This window comes from Rahnella rivi, from assembly GCF_019049655.1.
GTDB classification, from domain to species: domain Bacteria; phylum Pseudomonadota; class Gammaproteobacteria; order Enterobacterales; family Enterobacteriaceae; genus Rahnella; species Rahnella rivi.
Map to the genome: position 1 here is coordinate 149380 of NZ_JAFMOX010000056.1, position 17201 is coordinate 166580.

13 protein-coding genes are annotated in these 17201 nt (G+C 52.5%); 10 read left to right on the top strand and 3 right to left on the bottom strand.

Features of this window, described 5'->3' with window-relative positions:
• Positions 1-8 precede the first annotated feature (8 nt).
• From relA to queE, 5 genes are all read left to right on the top strand, one after another.
• The gene (gene relA, locus J1779_RS10325) at positions 9-2252 is read left to right on the top strand and encodes a GTP diphosphokinase (RefSeq protein ID WP_056772881.1); all 2244 of its coding nucleotides are present in this window, start codon (positions 9-11) and stop codon (positions 2250-2252) included.
• Positions 2253-2331: 79 nt separating this feature from the next.
• A complete protein-coding gene (gene mazG, locus J1779_RS10330; RefSeq protein WP_056772878.1) occupies positions 2332-3150 on the top strand; it encodes a nucleoside triphosphate pyrophosphohydrolase in 819 nt (272 codons plus the stop codon).
• 334 nt (positions 3151-3484) lie between these two features.
• Complete coding sequence (gene pyrG / locus J1779_RS10335) at positions 3485-5122, top strand: glutamine hydrolyzing CTP synthase (protein ID WP_056772874.1); 1638 nt, start codon at positions 3485-3487, stop codon at positions 5120-5122.
• An 81-nt stretch (positions 5123-5203) separates the two neighbouring features.
• Entirely contained in the window at positions 5204-6508 is a 1305-nt protein-coding gene (eno, locus tag J1779_RS10340) for a phosphopyruvate hydratase (protein ID WP_056772870.1), read from the top strand.
• Between the two features lie 165 nt (positions 6509-6673).
• A complete protein-coding gene (gene queE / locus J1779_RS10345) occupies positions 6674-7345 on the top strand; it encodes a 7-carboxy-7-deazaguanine synthase QueE (protein WP_056773084.1) in 672 nt (223 codons plus the stop codon).
• Between the two features lie 10 nt (positions 7346-7355).
• Here queE and queD read toward each other — a convergent pair whose 3' ends face one another.
• Positions 7356-7718, bottom strand: coding sequence for a 6-carboxytetrahydropterin synthase QueD (gene queD / locus J1779_RS10350; protein WP_056772857.1), 363 nt, complete (start codon positions 7716-7718; stop codon positions 7356-7358).
• A gap of 168 nt (positions 7719-7886) precedes the next feature.
• On the opposite strand from queD, the gene J1779_RS10355 reads away from it, so the two are divergent.
• The 4 genes from J1779_RS10355 to J1779_RS10370 all read left to right on the top strand — a co-directional run bounded on the left by J1779_RS10355 (position 7887) and on the right by J1779_RS10370 (position 13542).
• Positions 7887-8876, top strand: a complete 990-nt coding sequence (locus J1779_RS10355; protein WP_217203699.1) for a hypothetical protein — start codon at positions 7887-7889, stop codon at positions 8874-8876.
• Positions 8877-9219: 343 nt separating this feature from the next.
• Complete coding sequence (gene cysJ, locus J1779_RS10360; protein ID WP_122096447.1) at positions 9220-11022, top strand: NADPH-dependent assimilatory sulfite reductase flavoprotein subunit; 1803 nt, start codon at positions 9220-9222, stop codon at positions 11020-11022.
• Positions 11023-11049: 27 nt separating this feature from the next.
• Positions 11050-12786: an assimilatory sulfite reductase (NADPH) hemoprotein subunit gene (gene cysI / locus J1779_RS10365; protein WP_217203700.1), complete on the top strand. Its 1737-nt coding sequence runs from the start codon at positions 11050-11052 to the stop codon at positions 12784-12786.
• 24 nt (positions 12787-12810) lie between these two features.
• Positions 12811-13542 (top strand): phosphoadenylyl-sulfate reductase, encoded by a 732-nt coding sequence (locus tag J1779_RS10370; protein ID WP_056772846.1) that lies wholly within the window; start codon positions 12811-12813, stop codon positions 13540-13542.
• A 75-nt stretch (positions 13543-13617) separates the two neighbouring features.
• Here J1779_RS10370 and J1779_RS10375 read toward each other — a convergent pair whose 3' ends face one another.
• Together J1779_RS10375 and J1779_RS10380 are read right to left on the bottom strand one after the other, a co-directional pair.
• Positions 13618-14655 carry an aminopeptidase gene (locus J1779_RS10375; RefSeq protein WP_122096445.1) on the bottom strand — a complete coding sequence of 346 codons (1038 nt, stop codon included), beginning with the start codon at positions 14653-14655 and terminating at the stop codon, positions 13618-13620.
• Between the two features lie 504 nt (positions 14656-15159).
• Positions 15160-15762, bottom strand: a complete 603-nt coding sequence (locus J1779_RS10380) for a LysE family translocator (RefSeq protein ID WP_217203701.1) — start codon at positions 15760-15762, stop codon at positions 15160-15162.
• A 566-nt stretch (positions 15763-16328) separates the two neighbouring features.
• Between J1779_RS10380 and J1779_RS10385 the strand changes: the two genes are divergently transcribed.
• On the top strand, positions 16329-17072 hold the full coding sequence (locus J1779_RS10385; protein ID WP_217203702.1) for a glycoside hydrolase family protein: 744 nt from the start codon (positions 16329-16331) through the stop codon (positions 17070-17072).
• The last annotated feature ends 129 nt before the right edge of the window (positions 17073-17201 follow it).

Below are 17201 nucleotides of genomic sequence, written 5' to 3' on the forward strand. Positions count from 1 at the left end.
GAGAGGGTATGGTTGCGGTAAGAAGTGCACATCTGAACACGGCTGGCGAGTTTGCGCTCGACGACTGGATTAACAGTTTGGGGCTGTCCAGCCAGCAGTCATGTGACCGTTTAGCCGAAACCTGGCGCTACTGCGAGCAGCAAACGCAGGGCCATCCGGACGCGTCGCTCTTATTGTGGCGCGGTCTTGAGATGGTGGAAATCCTCTCGACCCTCAGTATGGACAACGACAGTATGCGCGCCGCGCTGCTGTTCCCGCTGGTCGATGATGGCATCATTGATGAAAACACGCTGACGGAGCAGTTCGGTAAAGGCATTACCGATCTGGTGCACGGCGTGCGTGATATGGATGCCATCCGCCAGCTGAAAGCCACGCAAAATGACTCCATGGCCTCCGAGCAGGTGGACAACGTCCGCCGTATGCTGCTGGCGATGGTGGAAGATTTCCGCTGCGTGGTGCTGAAACTTGCCGAACGTATCGCGCATCTGCGTGAAGTGAAAGACGCGCCGGAAGAAGAGCGCGTACTGGCGGCAAAAGAATGTACCAACATCTATGCGCCGCTGGCTAACCGCCTCGGTATCGGCCAGCTCAAATGGGAGCTGGAAGATTTCTGTTTCCGCTATCTGCATCCTGATGAATACAAACGCATTGCCAAACTGTTGCATGAGCGTCGTATCGACCGTGAACAGTACATCGATGATTTTGTGTCCACCGTGAAAAATGCGATGGGCGAAGAAGGCATCAAAGTTGATGTCTATGGCCGGCCAAAACACATCTACAGCATCTGGCGCAAGATGCAGAAAAAATCTCTGTCCTTTGACGAGCTGTTCGACGTGCGCGCCGTGCGCATCGTGGTGGAACGTTTACAGGATTGCTACGCCGCGTTAGGGATTGTGCACACCCATTTCCGCCATCTGCCGGATGAGTTTGACGATTACGTCGCTAACCCGAAACCGAACGGTTATCAGTCAATTCACACCGTGGTGTTAGGGCCGCGTGGTAAAACGCTGGAAGTGCAAATCCGTACCCGCCAGATGCATGAAGATGCCGAACTGGGCGTCGCGGCGCACTGGAAATACAAAGAAGGTACCGCCGTGGTGGGTGGTCGCAGCGGTGGCTACGAAGGCCGCATTGCGTGGCTGCGTAAACTTATCGCGTGGCAGGAAGAGATGGCTGATTCGGGCGAAATGCTCGACGAAGTTCGCAGTCAGGTCTTTGATGATCGCGTTTACGTGTTTACGCCAAAAGGCGATGTCATCGACCTGCCAATGGGCTCCACGCCGCTCGATTTTGCGTATCACATCCACAGTGATGTCGGGCACCGCTGTATCGGGGCAAAAATCGGCGGGCGCATTGTGCCGTTTACCTATCAGTTGCAGATGGGCGATCAGATTGAAATCATCACCCAGAAGCATGCGAACCCAAGCCGTGACTGGCTGAACCCGAGCCTCGGTTACGTGACGACCAGCCGCGGGCGGTCGAAGATCCAAAACTGGTTCCGTAAACAGGATCGCGACAAAAATATTATTGCCGGTAAGCAGATCCTCGACGACGAACTGGATCGTATGGATATCAGCATCAAAGATGCCGAGAAACTGCTGCTACCGCGCTATAACGTCAATTCGCTGGACGAAGTGCTGGCCGCCATTGGCAACGGTGATATCCGCATCAACCAGATGGTCAACTTCCTGCAATCGCAGCTGAAAAAGCCGAGTGCGGAAGAGCTGGATAAAGAGGCGATGCGTCAGCTGACGCAGAAAACCACGCCGGCTCCACAGCGTAATGGCAGTAAAGATAACGGACGCGTGGTGGTGGAAGGCGTGGGCAATCTGATGCACCACATTGCGCGCTGCTGCCAGCCGATTCCGGGCGACGAAATCGTCGGCTACATCACGCAGGGACGGGGGATTTCTATCCACCGCGCCGATTGTGATCAGCTGGAAGATTTGCGTCTGAACGCCCCTGAGCGCGTGGTTGACGCCGTCTGGGGCGAAAGCTACTCCAGCGGCTATTCTCTGGTTGTGCGTGTCGTGGCCAACGATCGCAGCGGCCTGCTGCGTGACATCACCACCATTCTTGCCAACGAGAAGGTGAACGTGCTCGGCGTCGCCAGCCGCAGTGATACCAAACAGCAACTGGCGACCATCGATATGGATATCGAGATCTACAATCCGCAGGTTCTGGGGCGCGTGATCGCCAAACTGAACCAGCTGCCGGATGTCATCGACGCCAAACGCCTGCACGGCAACTGATCGTATAAACGTTAAGGCCCGCCCGTCGGGCCTTTTTCATTCCTGCTTTGGCATACCCCTTTTTAAACGGACAGATCTCATGACCGAATCACCCCTGCAACGCTTACTCACCATCATGAAAACCCTGCGCGATCCGGCGGCAGGTTGCCCGTGGGATAAAGAACAAACCTTCGAGACTATCGCCCCGTATACGCTGGAAGAAACTTACGAAGTGCTGGATGCCATCGCGCGTAAAGATTATGACGAGGTGCGTGATGAACTGGGCGATTTGCTGTTTCAGGTGGTGTTTTACGCCCAGATGGGCAGCGAGCAGGGGCTGTTTGGCTTCGACGATATCTGCAACGCAATCTCGGATAAACTCGAGCGCCGTCATCCGCAAATCTTTGGTGATGAGGCTGCATGGTCAAAAGACGCCAGCAGCAAAGACGTTCTGGTGAAATGGGAAGCGCGCAAGGCGCTGGAGCGGGCGGACAAATCACTGCATTCGGCGCTCGACGATATTCCATCCGCACTGCCTGCGCTGATGAAAGCGCACAAAATTCAGAAGCGTTGCTCAAACGTCGGCTTCGACTGGACCACGCTCGGCCCGGTGCTGGATAAAGTCTATGAAGAAATCGATGAAGTGATGTTTGAAGCGCGTCAGGCGGTGATCGACGAAGAAAAACTCGGTGAGGAAATCGGCGATTTGCTGTTCGCCACGGTTAACCTTTCCCGCCATTTAGGTCACAAAGCAGAAGATGCGCTGCAAGCCGCTAACCGTAAGTTCGAGCGTCGTTTCCGTCAGGTTGAAAACATCATCCGCGAGCAGGGGCTGAGCATGGAAGACGCGACCTTAGAGCAGATGGAAGCCGCGTGGCAGCAGGTAAAGCAGGGTGAAGCGGTAAAACCTGTGCTCTGACTTTGATCGGCGACAAGATCTGCCGTTGCTGAAACGGTTAAGCTCAACGGCATTCGGCAGATAAAAGCCTGATCTGAGAGCATTAAAGTACAACAAACTGAAATCTAAGATGTTTTACGGATGGATGAGAGTCACCACACAATTTTAATCGCTAACTGGTTGTTTTTGAAAGACTGAGAGAATGTGACCTGCAGGATTAACTCTTCTGAACTGACGCTGAGGAAAACGATGATGGGCAGCAAAACGTTTATTTGTGGCGCACACAAGGTTCCGGTATACTGTTTTCCCGTCTTGGTTACTCCATCATCTTTAAACCTAACCTCTCAGGTTCAGCATGACAACTAATTATATTTTTGTGACCGGCGGGGTCGTATCCTCTCTGGGTAAAGGCATTGCCGCAGCCTCTCTGGCGGCTATTCTCGAAGCCCGTGGCCTCAACGTGACTATGATGAAACTGGACCCGTATATCAACGTGGATCCCGGTACCATGAGCCCGACCCAACACGGCGAAGTCTTCGTTACCGAAGATGGCGCTGAAACGGATCTGGACCTTGGTCACTACGAGCGCTTCATTCGTACCAAAATGACCCGTCGTAACAACTTCACCACTGGCCGTATTTATTCCGACGTGCTGCGCAAAGAGCGCCGCGGCGACTATCTCGGCGCGACCATTCAGGTTATCCCGCACATTACCAATAACATCAAAGAACGCATCATCGAAGGCGGCGAAGGCCATGATGTGGTGCTGGTGGAAATCGGCGGTACCGTGGGTGATATCGAATCCCTGCCGTTCCTGGAAGCGATTCGTCAGATGGCCGTTGACGTGGGCCGTGAGCACACGCTGTATATGCACCTGACGCTGGTGCCGTACATGGCGGCTGCCGGTGAAGTCAAAACCAAACCGACTCAGCACTCCGTCAAAGAGCTGCTGTCCATCGGGATCCAGCCTGACGTGCTGATTTGCCGTTCCGATCGCGCAGTACCTGCGAACGAACGTGCGAAAATCGCTCTGTTCTGTAACGTGCCAGAAAAAGCGGTTATTTCTCTTAAAGATGTTGATTCCATTTATAAAATCCCGGCCCTCTTGAAATCTCAGGGTCTGGACGACTATATTTGTAAGCGTTTTAACCTGAATGCGCCGGAAGCGAATCTTTCCGAGTGGGAGCAGGTGGTTTACGAAGAAGCGAATCCGGGTGGTGAAGTCACCATCGGGATGGTCGGTAAGTATATTGAGCTGCCAGACGCCTATAAGTCTGTGATTGAAGCGCTCAAACACGGCGGCCTGAAAAATCGTCTCACCGTGAACATTAAACTTATCGACTCTCAGGATGTCGAAACCCGTGGTGTTGAAGTGCTCAAAGGCCTGGACGCTATCCTTATCCCGGGTGGCTTCGGTTACCGTGGTGTTGAAGGCAAAGTGGCCACCGCCCGTTATGCGCGTGAAAACAACATTCCTTATCTGGGCATTTGTCTGGGTATGCAGGTGGCACTGATGGAGTTCGCCCGCAATGTGGTGGGTATGGAAAATGCCAACTCCACTGAATTTGTGCCAGACTGTAAATTCCCTGTGGTGGCGCTGATCACCGAATGGCGAGATGAAGACGGTAACGTTGAAGTACGTACCGAAGACAGTGATTTAGGCGGCACCATGCGCGTTGGCGGGCAGCAATGTCACCTGAGCGATGGTAGCCTGGTTCGTGAGATGTACGGCGAACCGACAATAGTTGAACGTCATCGTCACCGTTACGAAGTAAACAATATGCTGCTCAAACCTATCGAAGCCGCAGGTTTACGCGTAGCCGGTCGCTCTGGCGATAAGCAACTGGTGGAAATCATCGAGCTGCCAAATCATCCTTGGTTTGTGGCTTGCCAGTTCCATCCAGAATTTACGTCTACGCCGCGTGATGGTCATCCGCTGTTTGCAGGCTTCGTGAAGGCTGCCGGTGAGTATCAGAAGCGTCAGGTAAAATAAAATACCGGGGAAGTGGTGCGGGGCAGACTGCCTGGGATCACTTGTCCGAAGCTTTAGTTAACTTGTACTGAGGAAATCCTAATGTCCAAAATCGTTAAAGTCATCGGTCGTGAAATCATCGACTCCCGTGGTAACCCGACCGTAGAAGCTGAAGTTCATCTGGAAGGCGGTTTCGTTGGTCTGGCTGCTGCACCATCTGGTGCTTCTACTGGTTCCCGCGAAGCGCTGGAACTGCGTGACGGTGACAAATCCCGTTTCCTGGGCAAAGGCGTACTGAAAGCCGTTGCTGCTGTTAACGGTCCAATTGCTCAGGCAGTAATGGGTAAAGACGCGAAAGACCAGGCTAACATCGACAAGATCATGATCGATCTTGACGGTACTGAGAACAAATCTCAGTTCGGTGCTAACGCGATTCTGGCTGTTTCCCTGGCTGCTGCTAAAGCGGCGGCTGCCTCTAAAGGTCTGCCACTGTACGCTCACATCGCAGAACTGAACGGCACCCCAGGCAAATATTCTATGCCACTGCCTATGATGAACATCATCAACGGCGGCGAACACGCTGATAACAACGTTGATATTCAAGAGTTCATGATCCAGCCTGTTGGCGCGAAAACGCTGAAAGAAGCCATCCGTATGGGTTCTGAAGTTTTCCACACCCTGGCTAAAGTTCTGAAATCTAAAGGCATGGGTACTGCTGTTGGTGACGAAGGTGGCTATGCGCCAAACCTGGGTTCTAACGCAGAAGCACTGTCTGTGATCGCGGAAGCGGTTAAAGCAGCAGGCTACGAACTGGGCAAAGACATCACTCTGGCGATGGACTGCGCAGCATCTGAATTCTACAAAGATGGCAAATACGTTCTGGCTGGCGAAGGCAACAAAGCCTTCACTTCTGAAGAGTTCACTCACTTCCTGGAAGACCTGACCAAACAATACCCAATCGTTTCTATCGAAGACGGTCTGGACGAATCTGACTGGGATGGTTTCGCATACCAGACTAAAGTGCTGGGCGACAAAATCCAGCTGGTGGGCGACGACCTGTTCGTTACCAACACCAAGATCCTGAAAGAAGGTATCGATAAAGGCATCGTTAACTCCATTCTGATCAAATTCAACCAGATTGGTTCACTGACCGAAACTCTGGCTGCGATCAAAATGGCGAAAGACGCGGGCTACACTGCCGTTATCTCTCACCGTTCAGGCGAAACTGAAGATGCAACCATCGCTGACCTGGCTGTGGGTACTGCTGCCGGCCAGATCAAAACAGGTTCTATGAGCCGTTCTGACCGTGTTGCTAAATACAACCAGCTGATCCGTATCGAAGAAGCGCTGGCTGCACAAGGCACACCTGCACCGTTCAACGGTCTGAAAGAAGTGAAAGGCCAGTAATTACTGCGCTGTAAACTCTTTCTAAAAACCCGCTTCGGCGGGTTTTTTTATGCCTGAAAGGTCCCGCAACAGAAATCTGCCATACTCATTTACAGCTCAGGTTTGGTCTCACAGGTCTTATCTGTGATAATGCGCGCTGATTTTTTAGAGATGACTGAGAAAAAGATGCAGTACCCGATAAATGAGATGTTCGAAACCCTGCAAGGGGAAGGTTATTTTACCGGCGTGCCGGCGATTTTTGTACGCCTGCAAGGCTGTCCGGTGGGGTGCAGCTGGTGCGACACCAAACACACCTGGGATAAAATTGCCGATCGGGAAGTCGATATGCAGCGCATTCTGGTCAAAACGGAAGAGAGCGATGCATGGGGCAATGCGACCTCCGAGCAGTTGCTGGACATCATTGTGCAGCAAGGCTACACCGCCCGTCATATCGTGATCACCGGCGGCGAGCCGTGTATTTATGATCTGATGCCATTGACGATGCTGCTGGAGAAGAACGGGTTCAGCTGCCAGATTGAAACCAGCGGTACGCATGAAGTGCGTTGTTCGGTGAACACCTGGGTAACCGTTTCGCCAAAAGTGAATATGCGCGGAGGCTATGACATTCTGCCGCAGGCACTGAAACGTGCTGATGAAGTGAAACATCCGGTGGCGCGTCAGCGGGATATCGACGCCCTGGATACGTTGCTGGAAACACTGACTGACAGCAAAGCGCGAATTATCGCCCTGCAACCGATCAGCCAAAAAGAAGAAGCCACCAGACTTTGCATCGCGACCTGCATTGCAAGGAACTGGCGGCTGTCGATGCAGACGCACAAATACTTAAACATCGCATAACGTGCGATGTTTATTCGCCGCGATAAACGCAGCCCGCAGTGCAGGTTTCTTTCACTCGCACGGCGCTGAGCAAAGGTAACTTCGGTTTCATCTCGTTCCAGATCCACGCGGCCAGCACTTCGCTGGTCGGGTTTTCTAATCCCGGAATATCGTTCAGATTGTAGTGATCGAGACGTTCCAGCGTTGGATTGAACGCGGCTTTCAGATCGGCGAAATCCATTACCCAGCCGGTATACGGATCCACTTCACCGGTGATTTCTAAACGCACGGTGAAAGAGTGGCCGTGCAACCGTCCGCATTTATGTCCGGCAGGCACATGCGGCAAATGGTGGGCGGCTTCGAACTGAAAATCTTTAAATAATGTGGTGGTCATGAGGCAGTCTCGTTGCTCGAAAAAACGCGGCATAGTACCGGAATACCGCCCTGCGTGCCATGACTTCACTGCGCTTTTCTTCACCAAATCCTGACTTTTACTGCCTTTACACTGCCAGCGTTACTGGCATACAGTGAGCCGGTAGAAACTAACCTGTTGAGATAGTGAATGATTACTGTGCTTCGTTGCGCTGTCCTGGCGCTGTTTATCTCTGCTGGCGTTCAGGCACAAACCGCCTCGCCCGAACAGGTTCCTGCGCCCGCGGTGGCGAAAACCGTTCACCCCGAGGTGAAAGCGCCGGTGGCGGCGAAAGTGTCAGTGACGTTTCCGCCGGGCGCTGGCGTGATGCATATTCCTCTGGCGCAAAGCAAAAAGACGCTGGAAGTTTTCACCTATCAGCCCGCCGGTGCAGACGAAACCACGCCTGTCGTGATGGTCATGACCGGTGTCGATCGCAATGCGGCCACGTATCGTAATGACTGGATGACCGTGGCCGATCAGTATCATTTGCGGGTTGTGGTGCCGCATTTCAGCGAGCTGGATTTCCCCGGTGCAGCGGGTTATAACCTCGGTAATCTGGTGGACAGCAAAACTCACCACCGCCAGCCGAAATCCCAGTGGGCATTCAGTATTGTTGACAACATTTTTACCACGCTGCAAAAGCAGGGTGTGACCAGCCAGAAGCAATACTATTTGTTTGGCAACAGTGCGGGCTGCCAGTTTGTACACCGTATGCTGACGTTGTTACCGCAACCCAATGTCAAAGCGGCGGTGTGCGCGGCGGCAGGGTGGTGGACTCTGCCCGATACCGATCAGCGCTGGCCCTACGGCCTGCGTGAGGCACCGGTCGCGGTCAGTCAGCAACAACTGGACGATTACTTCGCCAAACCGGTGCTGATTGCTGTGGGTGCAGAAGATGACGATCCGGAAAATCATCTGTTGCGTAAATCCAAGCAGGCCATGGCGCAGGGTGCCAACCGTCTTGATCGCGCCGAGAGCTATTTCACGACTTCGCAGCAACGGGCTGAGCAAAATAACACGCCATTTAACTGGCACTTTGTTGATCTCTCTGACGTCGGGCACAGCGGCAGTAAGATGTCGGTTTTCGCCGCCGGACAGTTTGCCTGGTTCGAGCAGCACAACGCCTTCCATCTCTGATGTGTGGTTAATGAGAAAAATTCATCACCCCGCTTTGGCGGGGTTTTTCTTTATCTATCCGGCACTTTGCTGAGGGCCTGAAAAGTGTGCGGGAATTTTTTTAGCGATTTCAGTGCGATAAAAATCTTCACTTACCAGTTTTTCCGCTAGAACTTACCTCTAAATGCTCTTAGTCCTTTTGGTTATTTATTATTTCCATCACTTCTTTAATTGTTATCATCCGCCTCGTTAACCTTACAAACAATAAAGGTCTTTCCTGCGCGCTCGTTGAACCGCAAAGGGCGCGAAAAGCGTAAAAGGCCGGATTGATGACTGGCTTCTGCATAAGGGAATTCGTACCGCGATGACGACTCAGGCTCCTCCAAATTCACTGCTCCCGCTGACCCCCGAGCAAATGACCCGCCTTCAATCGGCGACGGGTGACTTCTCGCCCACTCAGATGGCCTGGCTCTCCGGTTATTTCTGGGGAAGGGTAAACCAGCAACCTGACGTGGTTTCTGCGCCGGTTTCCGCCCCGGCAGCGGCGTCGATCACCTTGATCTCCGCATCGCAAACCGGCAATGCCCGCCGCGTTGCCGAGCAACTGCGTGACGATTTGATCGCCGCGAAGCTGAATGTCAATCTGGTGAACGCCGGTGACTACAAATTCAAGCAAATTGGACAGGAAAAACTGCTCCTGATCGTGGCCTCCACGCAAGGCGAAGGCGAGCAGGCGGAAGAAGCCGTCGCGCTGCATAAATTCCTGCAATCCAAAAAAGCGCCGCAAATGAAAGATACCGCCTTTGCGGTATTTGCACTGGGCGATACGTCTTACGAATTCTTCTGTCAGGCCGGTAAAGACTTTGATACCCGCCTGGGGGAGCTGGGCGCGGAGCGGTTGTTAGACCGCGTGGATGCCGACGTTGAGTACAAAGACGTGGCGCAGGCGTGGCGCAAGCGCATAGTCGATGTGCTGAAACAGCGCGTACCGGCTGACGTTTCTGCACAGCCTGCACCGACGCTGGCGGGCAGTGTGAATCAGGTCGACAGCAGCCCTTACACCAAAGAATTGCCGCTGACGGCGACCCTCGCGGTAAACCAGAAAATTACCGGTCGGGATTCTGATAAAGACGTTCGTCATCTGGAAATTGATCTGGGTGATTCCGGTTTGCGCTACCAGCCAGGCGATGCGCTGGGCATCTGGTTTGAAAACGATCCGCAGCTGGTGCAGGAAATCGTCGAGCTGTTATGGCTGAAAGGCGATGAAACCGTTGAAGTGAATGATAAAAAACTGTCGCTTTCAGACGCCCTGCAACACCACATTGAACTGACCCAGAACACTACGCCTATCATTGAGAAATACGCCGGTCTGTGTCGTGATGAACAGCTGACCGGTTTACTGGCGGACAAATCTGCGCTTCAGCACTACGCGCAGACCGTGCCTTTCGTCGATATGGTGCGCCGCGCGCCGACTGAGCTGGATGCTCAACAGCTGGTGGATTTACTGCGTCCGCTGACGCCGCGCCTCTATTCGATTGCCTCTTCGCAGGCGGAAACCGAATCTGAAGTCCATATTACCGTTGGCGTGGTGCGTTACGATATCGATGGCCGTCCGCGTTCTGGCGGTGCATCCGGTTACCTGGCGGATCGTCTGGAAGAAGATGGTGAACTGAAAGTGTTTATCGAGCACAACGACAACTTCCGCCTGCCAGCCAATCCTGAAACGCCGGTCATTATGATTGGTCCGGGTACCGGCATCGCGCCGTTCCGCGCCTTTATTCAGCAGCGTGATAACGATGGCGCAACTGGCAAAAACTGGCTGTTCTTCGGCAACCCGCACTTTACTGACGATTTTCTCTATCAGGTGGAATGGCAGCGTTACGTGAAAGACGGCCTGCTGACCCATATCTCTCTGGCATGGTCACGCGATCAGGCTGAAAAAGTTTACGTACAGGACAAACTGCGCGAGCAAGGTGCGGAAGTCTGGCAATGGTTGCAGGAAGGCGCGCACGTGTATGTCTGCGGTGACGCTAACCGTATGGCGAAGGACGTCGAGCAGGCGTTGCTGGAGATCATCGCTGAATATGGCGTGATGGATCTGGAAACTGCCGACGAATACCTCAGTGAGCTGCGCCTGGATCGCCGTTATCAGCGCGACGTGTATTAACGAATTTGAGCAATGAGCGAAAACCTTATGAGCAATAAGTTGTGGAGTGAACTCAATCCCGGTCCGGGCCCGTTAATCGTGGCCGCCCCGCTGGCTGACGCCGAGCGCCTGAAAAAGGAAAGCAATTTCCTGCGCGGAACCATCACAGAAGATTTAAAAGACGGCCTGACTGGCGGTTTTAACGGTGACAACTTCCTGTTAATCCGTTTCCACGGCATGTATCAGCAGGATGACCGTGATATCCGTGCCGAACGTGCCGAGCAAAAACTGGAGCCGCGTCATGCCATGATGCTGCGCTGCCGTTTGCCGGGCGGTGTGATGACGCCTGCGCAGTGGCTGGGCATCGACAAATTCGCCGATGACAGCACGATTTACGGCAGCATCCGTATCACGAACCGTCAGACATTCCAGTTCCACGGCATTCTTAAGCCGAACGTCAAACCCGTGCATCAGCTGCTGAACAAGCTGGGTCTGGATGCGCTGGCGACCGCCAACGACGTTAACCGTAACGTGTTGTGTACGTCGAATCCGGTGGAGTCAGAACTGCATCAGGAAGCGTATCAGTGGGCGAAGAAAATCTCCGAACACCTGCTGCCGCGCACGCGGGCTTACGCCGAAGTGTGGCTGGATCAGGAAAAAGTCGAAACTACCGACGAAGAGCCGATCCTCGGCGCAACGTATTTACCGCGTAAGTTCAAAACCACCGTGGTGATCCCGCCGCAAAATGATGTGGATCTTCACGCTAACGATCTGAACTTCGTGGCAATTGCCGACAACGGCAAACTGGTCGGCTTCAACGTGCTGGTCGGCGGCGGGCTTTCTATCGCACACGGCGATAAAGCCACGTACGCGCGCACCGCGAGCGAGCTGGGCTTTATTCCGCTGGAGAATACGCTGGCCGTGGCCGAAGCGGTGGTCACCACGCAGCGCGACTGGGGTAACCGTACTAACCGTAAAAACGCCAAAACTAAATACACCCTGGAACGCGTGGGTGTGCCGGTATTCAAAGCCGAAGTTGAAAAACGCGCCGGGATTCAGTTTGCGGATATCCGCCCTTATGAATTCACCGGTCGCGGCGATCGCATCGGTTGGGTTAAAGGCATCGACAAACAATGGCACCTGACGCTGTTTATCGAAAATGGCCGTATTCTCGATTATCCGGGCAAGCCGCTGAAAACCGGTCTGGCAGAAATTGCTAAGATCCATAAAGGCGATTTCAGGCTTACTGCTAACCAGAACCTGATCGTGGCGGGTGTTTCGGAAAAAGACAAAGACGCGATCGAAACGCTGGCGCGTAATCACGGCCTGATCGACGACGGCGTCACCGAGCAGCGCAAAAACTCGATGGCCTGCGTGTCTTATCCGACCTGTCCGCTGGCGATGGCAGAAGCAGAACGCTTCCTGCCGGAATTTGTGACCAAAGTCGAAGATATCATGCATGGCCACGGCGTAGGCGATGAACATATCGTTCTGCGCGTCACCGGGTGCCCTAACGGCTGCGGGCGTGCATTGCTGGCTGAGATCGGTTTAGTCGGCAAAGCGATGAACCGCTACAACCTGCATCTTGGCGGCAACCGTGCGGGTACGCGCATTCCGCGTATGTACCGCGAAAATATTTCTGATACAGAGATCCTGAGCATCATCGATGAGCTGGTGGGTCGCTGGGCAAAAGAGCGCGAAACAAACGAAGGCTTCGGTGACTTTGTGATCCGCGCAGGCATCATCAGGCCGGTGCTCGATCCGGCTCGTGATTTTTACGACTAAGCACGACGACTTATCGGAGACGCTATGAGTTTACTCAGTCTTGCGCAATTGAATGAGTTACCGAAATCCGGGCAGGCGATGGCGCTGGCGGAAATTAACGTCAGCCTCGAAAAGCTGTCGGCACAGGAGCGTGTGCAATGGGCGCTGGAAAACATGCCCGGCGAATTCGCGCTTTCCTCCAGTTTCGGCATTCAGGCGGCAGTTTGTCTGCATCTGGTGACTCAGCAGAAATCCGATATTCCGGTGATCCTTACCGATACCGGTTATCTGTTTCCGGAAACTTATCAGTTCATCGATACGCTCACTGAACAGCTGAATCTGAATCTGCAGGTGTTTCGCGCAGAACAGTCACCCGCGTGGCAGGAAGCGCGCTACGGTAAGCTTTGGGAACAGGGCGTAGAAGGGATCGAACAGTACAATCAGATCAACAAAGTTGAGCCGATGAACCGTGCGATTGAGCAACTCGGCGTGCAGACCTGGTTCGCTGGTCTGCGCCGTGAGCAGTCTGGCAGCCGTGCGCATCTGCCGGTGCTGGCCGTTCAGCGCGGGGTGTTTAAGCTCCTGCCGATTATCGACTGGGACAATCGTCAGATTTTCCAATATCTGAAAGACAACGGTCTGAGTTATCACCCGCTCTGGGATCAGGGCTATCTTTCCGTGGGTGACACCCATACCACGAAAAAGTGGGAAGAAGGGATGAAGGAAGAAGACACGCGCTTCTTTGGTCTGAAACGTGAATGCGGCCTGCACGAATAATCTTTCGCTGCATCTTTCCCAATAAAAAAACGGACGCTTATGGCGTCCGTTTTCAATTGCACGGCCAGTAAAAAGTCAGGCGTGTTTGGCCGGTTTCGCCAGCGCTTTCAGCAGCGGGAACAATACTTTCACACTGTCTCTGGCGCGCTTGTCGATGCGCCCAGGTAACACGCTGTCGAGATATTGCAGATTATCAAACTGGCTCTGATACCGTGCAGTGCCCAGCGGGAAATGGCTGCTGATCGCCCGTTGCTGGACGCCGTCTTTTTTACCCAGCGCGTAATTGGTGGCAGTGACATTCAGCAGTGGCAGACGCGCATCGTCCAGCGCCTGTAAACCTTCACAACAATGTGCCCCTGCATGACTTTCCGCCGGGATCCCCAGACTGTGGGCAATATTAATTGCCCGCACGCGGGTCAGTTTAGCCACCGCCGCCGAGGTGTTCACCCCGCTGTTGAAATACAACTTATCGCCGGTGATCAGTGAATCCAGATTGATCACCAGCAGCGTATTTTTCTTCTCTTCGGCACTCATCCGCTTAATAAAGTCTTCTGCGCCTTTCGCCCCGGTTTCTTCGGCACTCAGCGCGACAAAACGCAGGCTGTAATGCGTCGGGATGGCTTCCATCCGCTCGGCCAGCTCCATCATCACGCCGATGCCGGACGCATTGTCATCGACACCCTGCAATGTCAGGCCGCCAAGGTTGTGATTGGTGTCGGCGTCACTTTGCGGCATATAGGTGTCGAAATGGGCCATCACAATGATTTGCTGTGGCACTTCACCGGCGCGCGCGGCGATCACCGATGTGGCATGAAGGGTATGCCAGTCCTGCTTGCCATCGTTGCTGGTGTAGAGATAACGGGTATCGAAACCGCGCAGATTGCTCTGGTAACCGAATTTAGTAAATTGCTGATTCAGATATTCGGCGGCGATCAGCTCCGCCGGACTGCCTGCCATCCGCCCCGGAAAATAGGTGGCGATATGACGAATTTGCTGACTGGCAATTTTGCCCATCGGGGGAAGCGGCGCAGTGGCCGCCAGCGCATGGCCCATACCGGCGCAGCTCAGGCCTAAAGCCAGCAGCGACAGCTTCATGCGTAAGAAAGAAAACATAGCCAAAAATCCTTGTAAATTGGTCAGGGTGACCGGAAGGCAATCAAAGCAGCAGGCCGCGTGTGGCGGTCTTACAGGGCGGATAGTATGCGATTGTGTGAGCCAATAGACAATTTCCCAAATTCGAAATCGCTCTTTTTGTCGCGACCGCCATAGGCGAAAGGGTCATGAAAAATATTCAGGCAGAGAAAAATCCCGCAAGACCGAGCGCCGCCTTGCGCTCTATATTCCATTTAGTAATGCAGCTAACTCAGCCATTGCAGCTTTAAGTAACACATCAACTATGCTTCCTAAATTACAACTTGCATTTATCGGCTCGAAATCAGACGCCGGGGCCGTTCGCTCGGTAGTTGAAGCTAAAGGCGGTAAATTCTTGCACTCCACACCAAATGGCTCCTAAATAGCGACAAGGCCGCTGGCTTGACCGGCGACAGTCGGCCATAGCTGTCGGTCGTGACAAGCAGAAATCGGCCAAGAGCGGACGTTGTCGCTATAGGTGATGAATTACGGGATCAGGCTGTGCAGAGAAAAAGCAATTAGCAACATCCCGCCCGCAATGTTGACGTATTTTTTGAGCATTAATGGGTTGGCTTTTTTTACTGAAAAGATCAGTGTTTGGCTAACAGCGTAAAGCCAAACGCTCATAACGACTATATGTACTGATGCCAGTGTCAGATAGTTGCAAACACCTCCCTGTACCCCTGCGAACTGCGAAACGACTGTCAGATAGAAAATGATGGCTTTAGGATTCAAAACATTCGCTATCCAGGCCTCTCTTAAAGTCACCGAATGCTTCGTATCAGCAAATCCTTCTGGGTTTGCCCTTATGCCGTTGCGTATAAGCATCGCTCCTAACCAGAGCAGATAGGCAGTTCCGAAAAATTTCAACACAGCAAAAATTGCTGGAGAAGATATGAGCACAGCGGTAATACCAAACCCTATGAGAACTGCGTGGGTATAAATGCCCAAAGCTGTTCCGGCAAGAGTCCTGAACAGCCCTTTGTGACCGCCTGCCAGAGCACCGCTCATAACAAGAGTGAAGCTTGCTCCGGGGGACAGTGCAACAGGGAGTAGTGCTGGCATAAACCCAAGAAGGTTTAGATCCATAGATTTTTGATAGTCATTGACGCTCTACTGTATTGCCAGTCAAGGCGCTTCGAGAATGTTGTATTTAACACAATGAAAACATATAGCCGCCATGAATGAAAGGTCGGCTCCTCGCTCTCAGCAGACCTTCAGCGTCAGGTGTTTTGTCTGCTGTGTGCCAGAAGCGGACATTGATATGGGTTGCAATAAGCAAAATGCTAAGATAATTTTCTCATCTGAGATGCAGAAACTTTGTCCGATTCACAGAACCTCAACAACTTCAAACTCTTCTGCGACCAGCTCCATATCATCACAAAAAACGCACCAGTCGCTTCGAAGCCAATCTGATAAGGGGGTCGTGGGCAAACCGTGAGAAAAATCATGTTAACGAGATAATTCATTGCTTTTCCTAGAATTTACCCCAGCTAAATTTTGTACCTGTGAACGGTTGAAGATATTCCCACTTCGGCTCTTGTTGTGCCATGGTTAGCACGATTGGCATCTGTTGATACAACTCCCTTTCGAGAACACAGTCTGATTACTGTATTTAAATACAGTTTTTATTTTACTTTCTATGAGGGATTAATATGTCAGATACAGATCCGAATTCAGGCCCAGGCTGGAATGATCATGATACGCCTTATGGCACTATTCATAGTTATGATGCCCCTGGCTCCTTGGGTACCGGCGGGAATGCTGGTTCACACACCAACATAGGCCCAACAACAAGGTTAAGCATACCTTCAACTAAAACGTACGATGGTATCTATATGACCATGTGCGCAAATAACCTGATGGCACATGAGGGGTTTGTAAATGCTATTTATGCTGACTCAAAAGGGAACCCAACAGTTGGAATAGGTCATTTACTTGCCAATATTGATGCGGCTTTAGGCATGCGATTTTTGAAAACGTATCATCAGTCATTAGGCCACGGGGACAGCAGCAATATTGAAGTAGCTGCTACATCCACGGATGTCCGAAATGGTTATAATCAGGTTTTGAATCATCCAGGCTCCCGTGCTGCCGTGCATCTCAGCAATGATGATGCGATACAAGCCTGTATTGCGGATGTACAAGAAACTGAGAAAGGGTTGCGGGGATTGTATGCAAACTATGATCATTTTACCGATAACGCTAAAACTGGACTTGTAGATATGGGATTTAACTTGGGTATTCCACGCTTACGCAATGAATTCCCAAAATTTAATGCTGCGGTGAATCGGGGAGATTGGGGGACTGCAGCGACTGAATCGCATCGTACGGGAATTGGTGATAAGAGAAACGCCGATACTGCACACAATTTCCAACAGGCACTTGCTGGTCATTAATAAGAAAAAGGCGCTAATCAGCGCCTTTCTTCATCAAAGTGGGGAGTTTTCATTAATCTCCTGAATTTTCCACACCGGGTTGCTTTTGGAAAGAATCTCGTAAGTCGTGGACTCCCCCCATGTACCTTG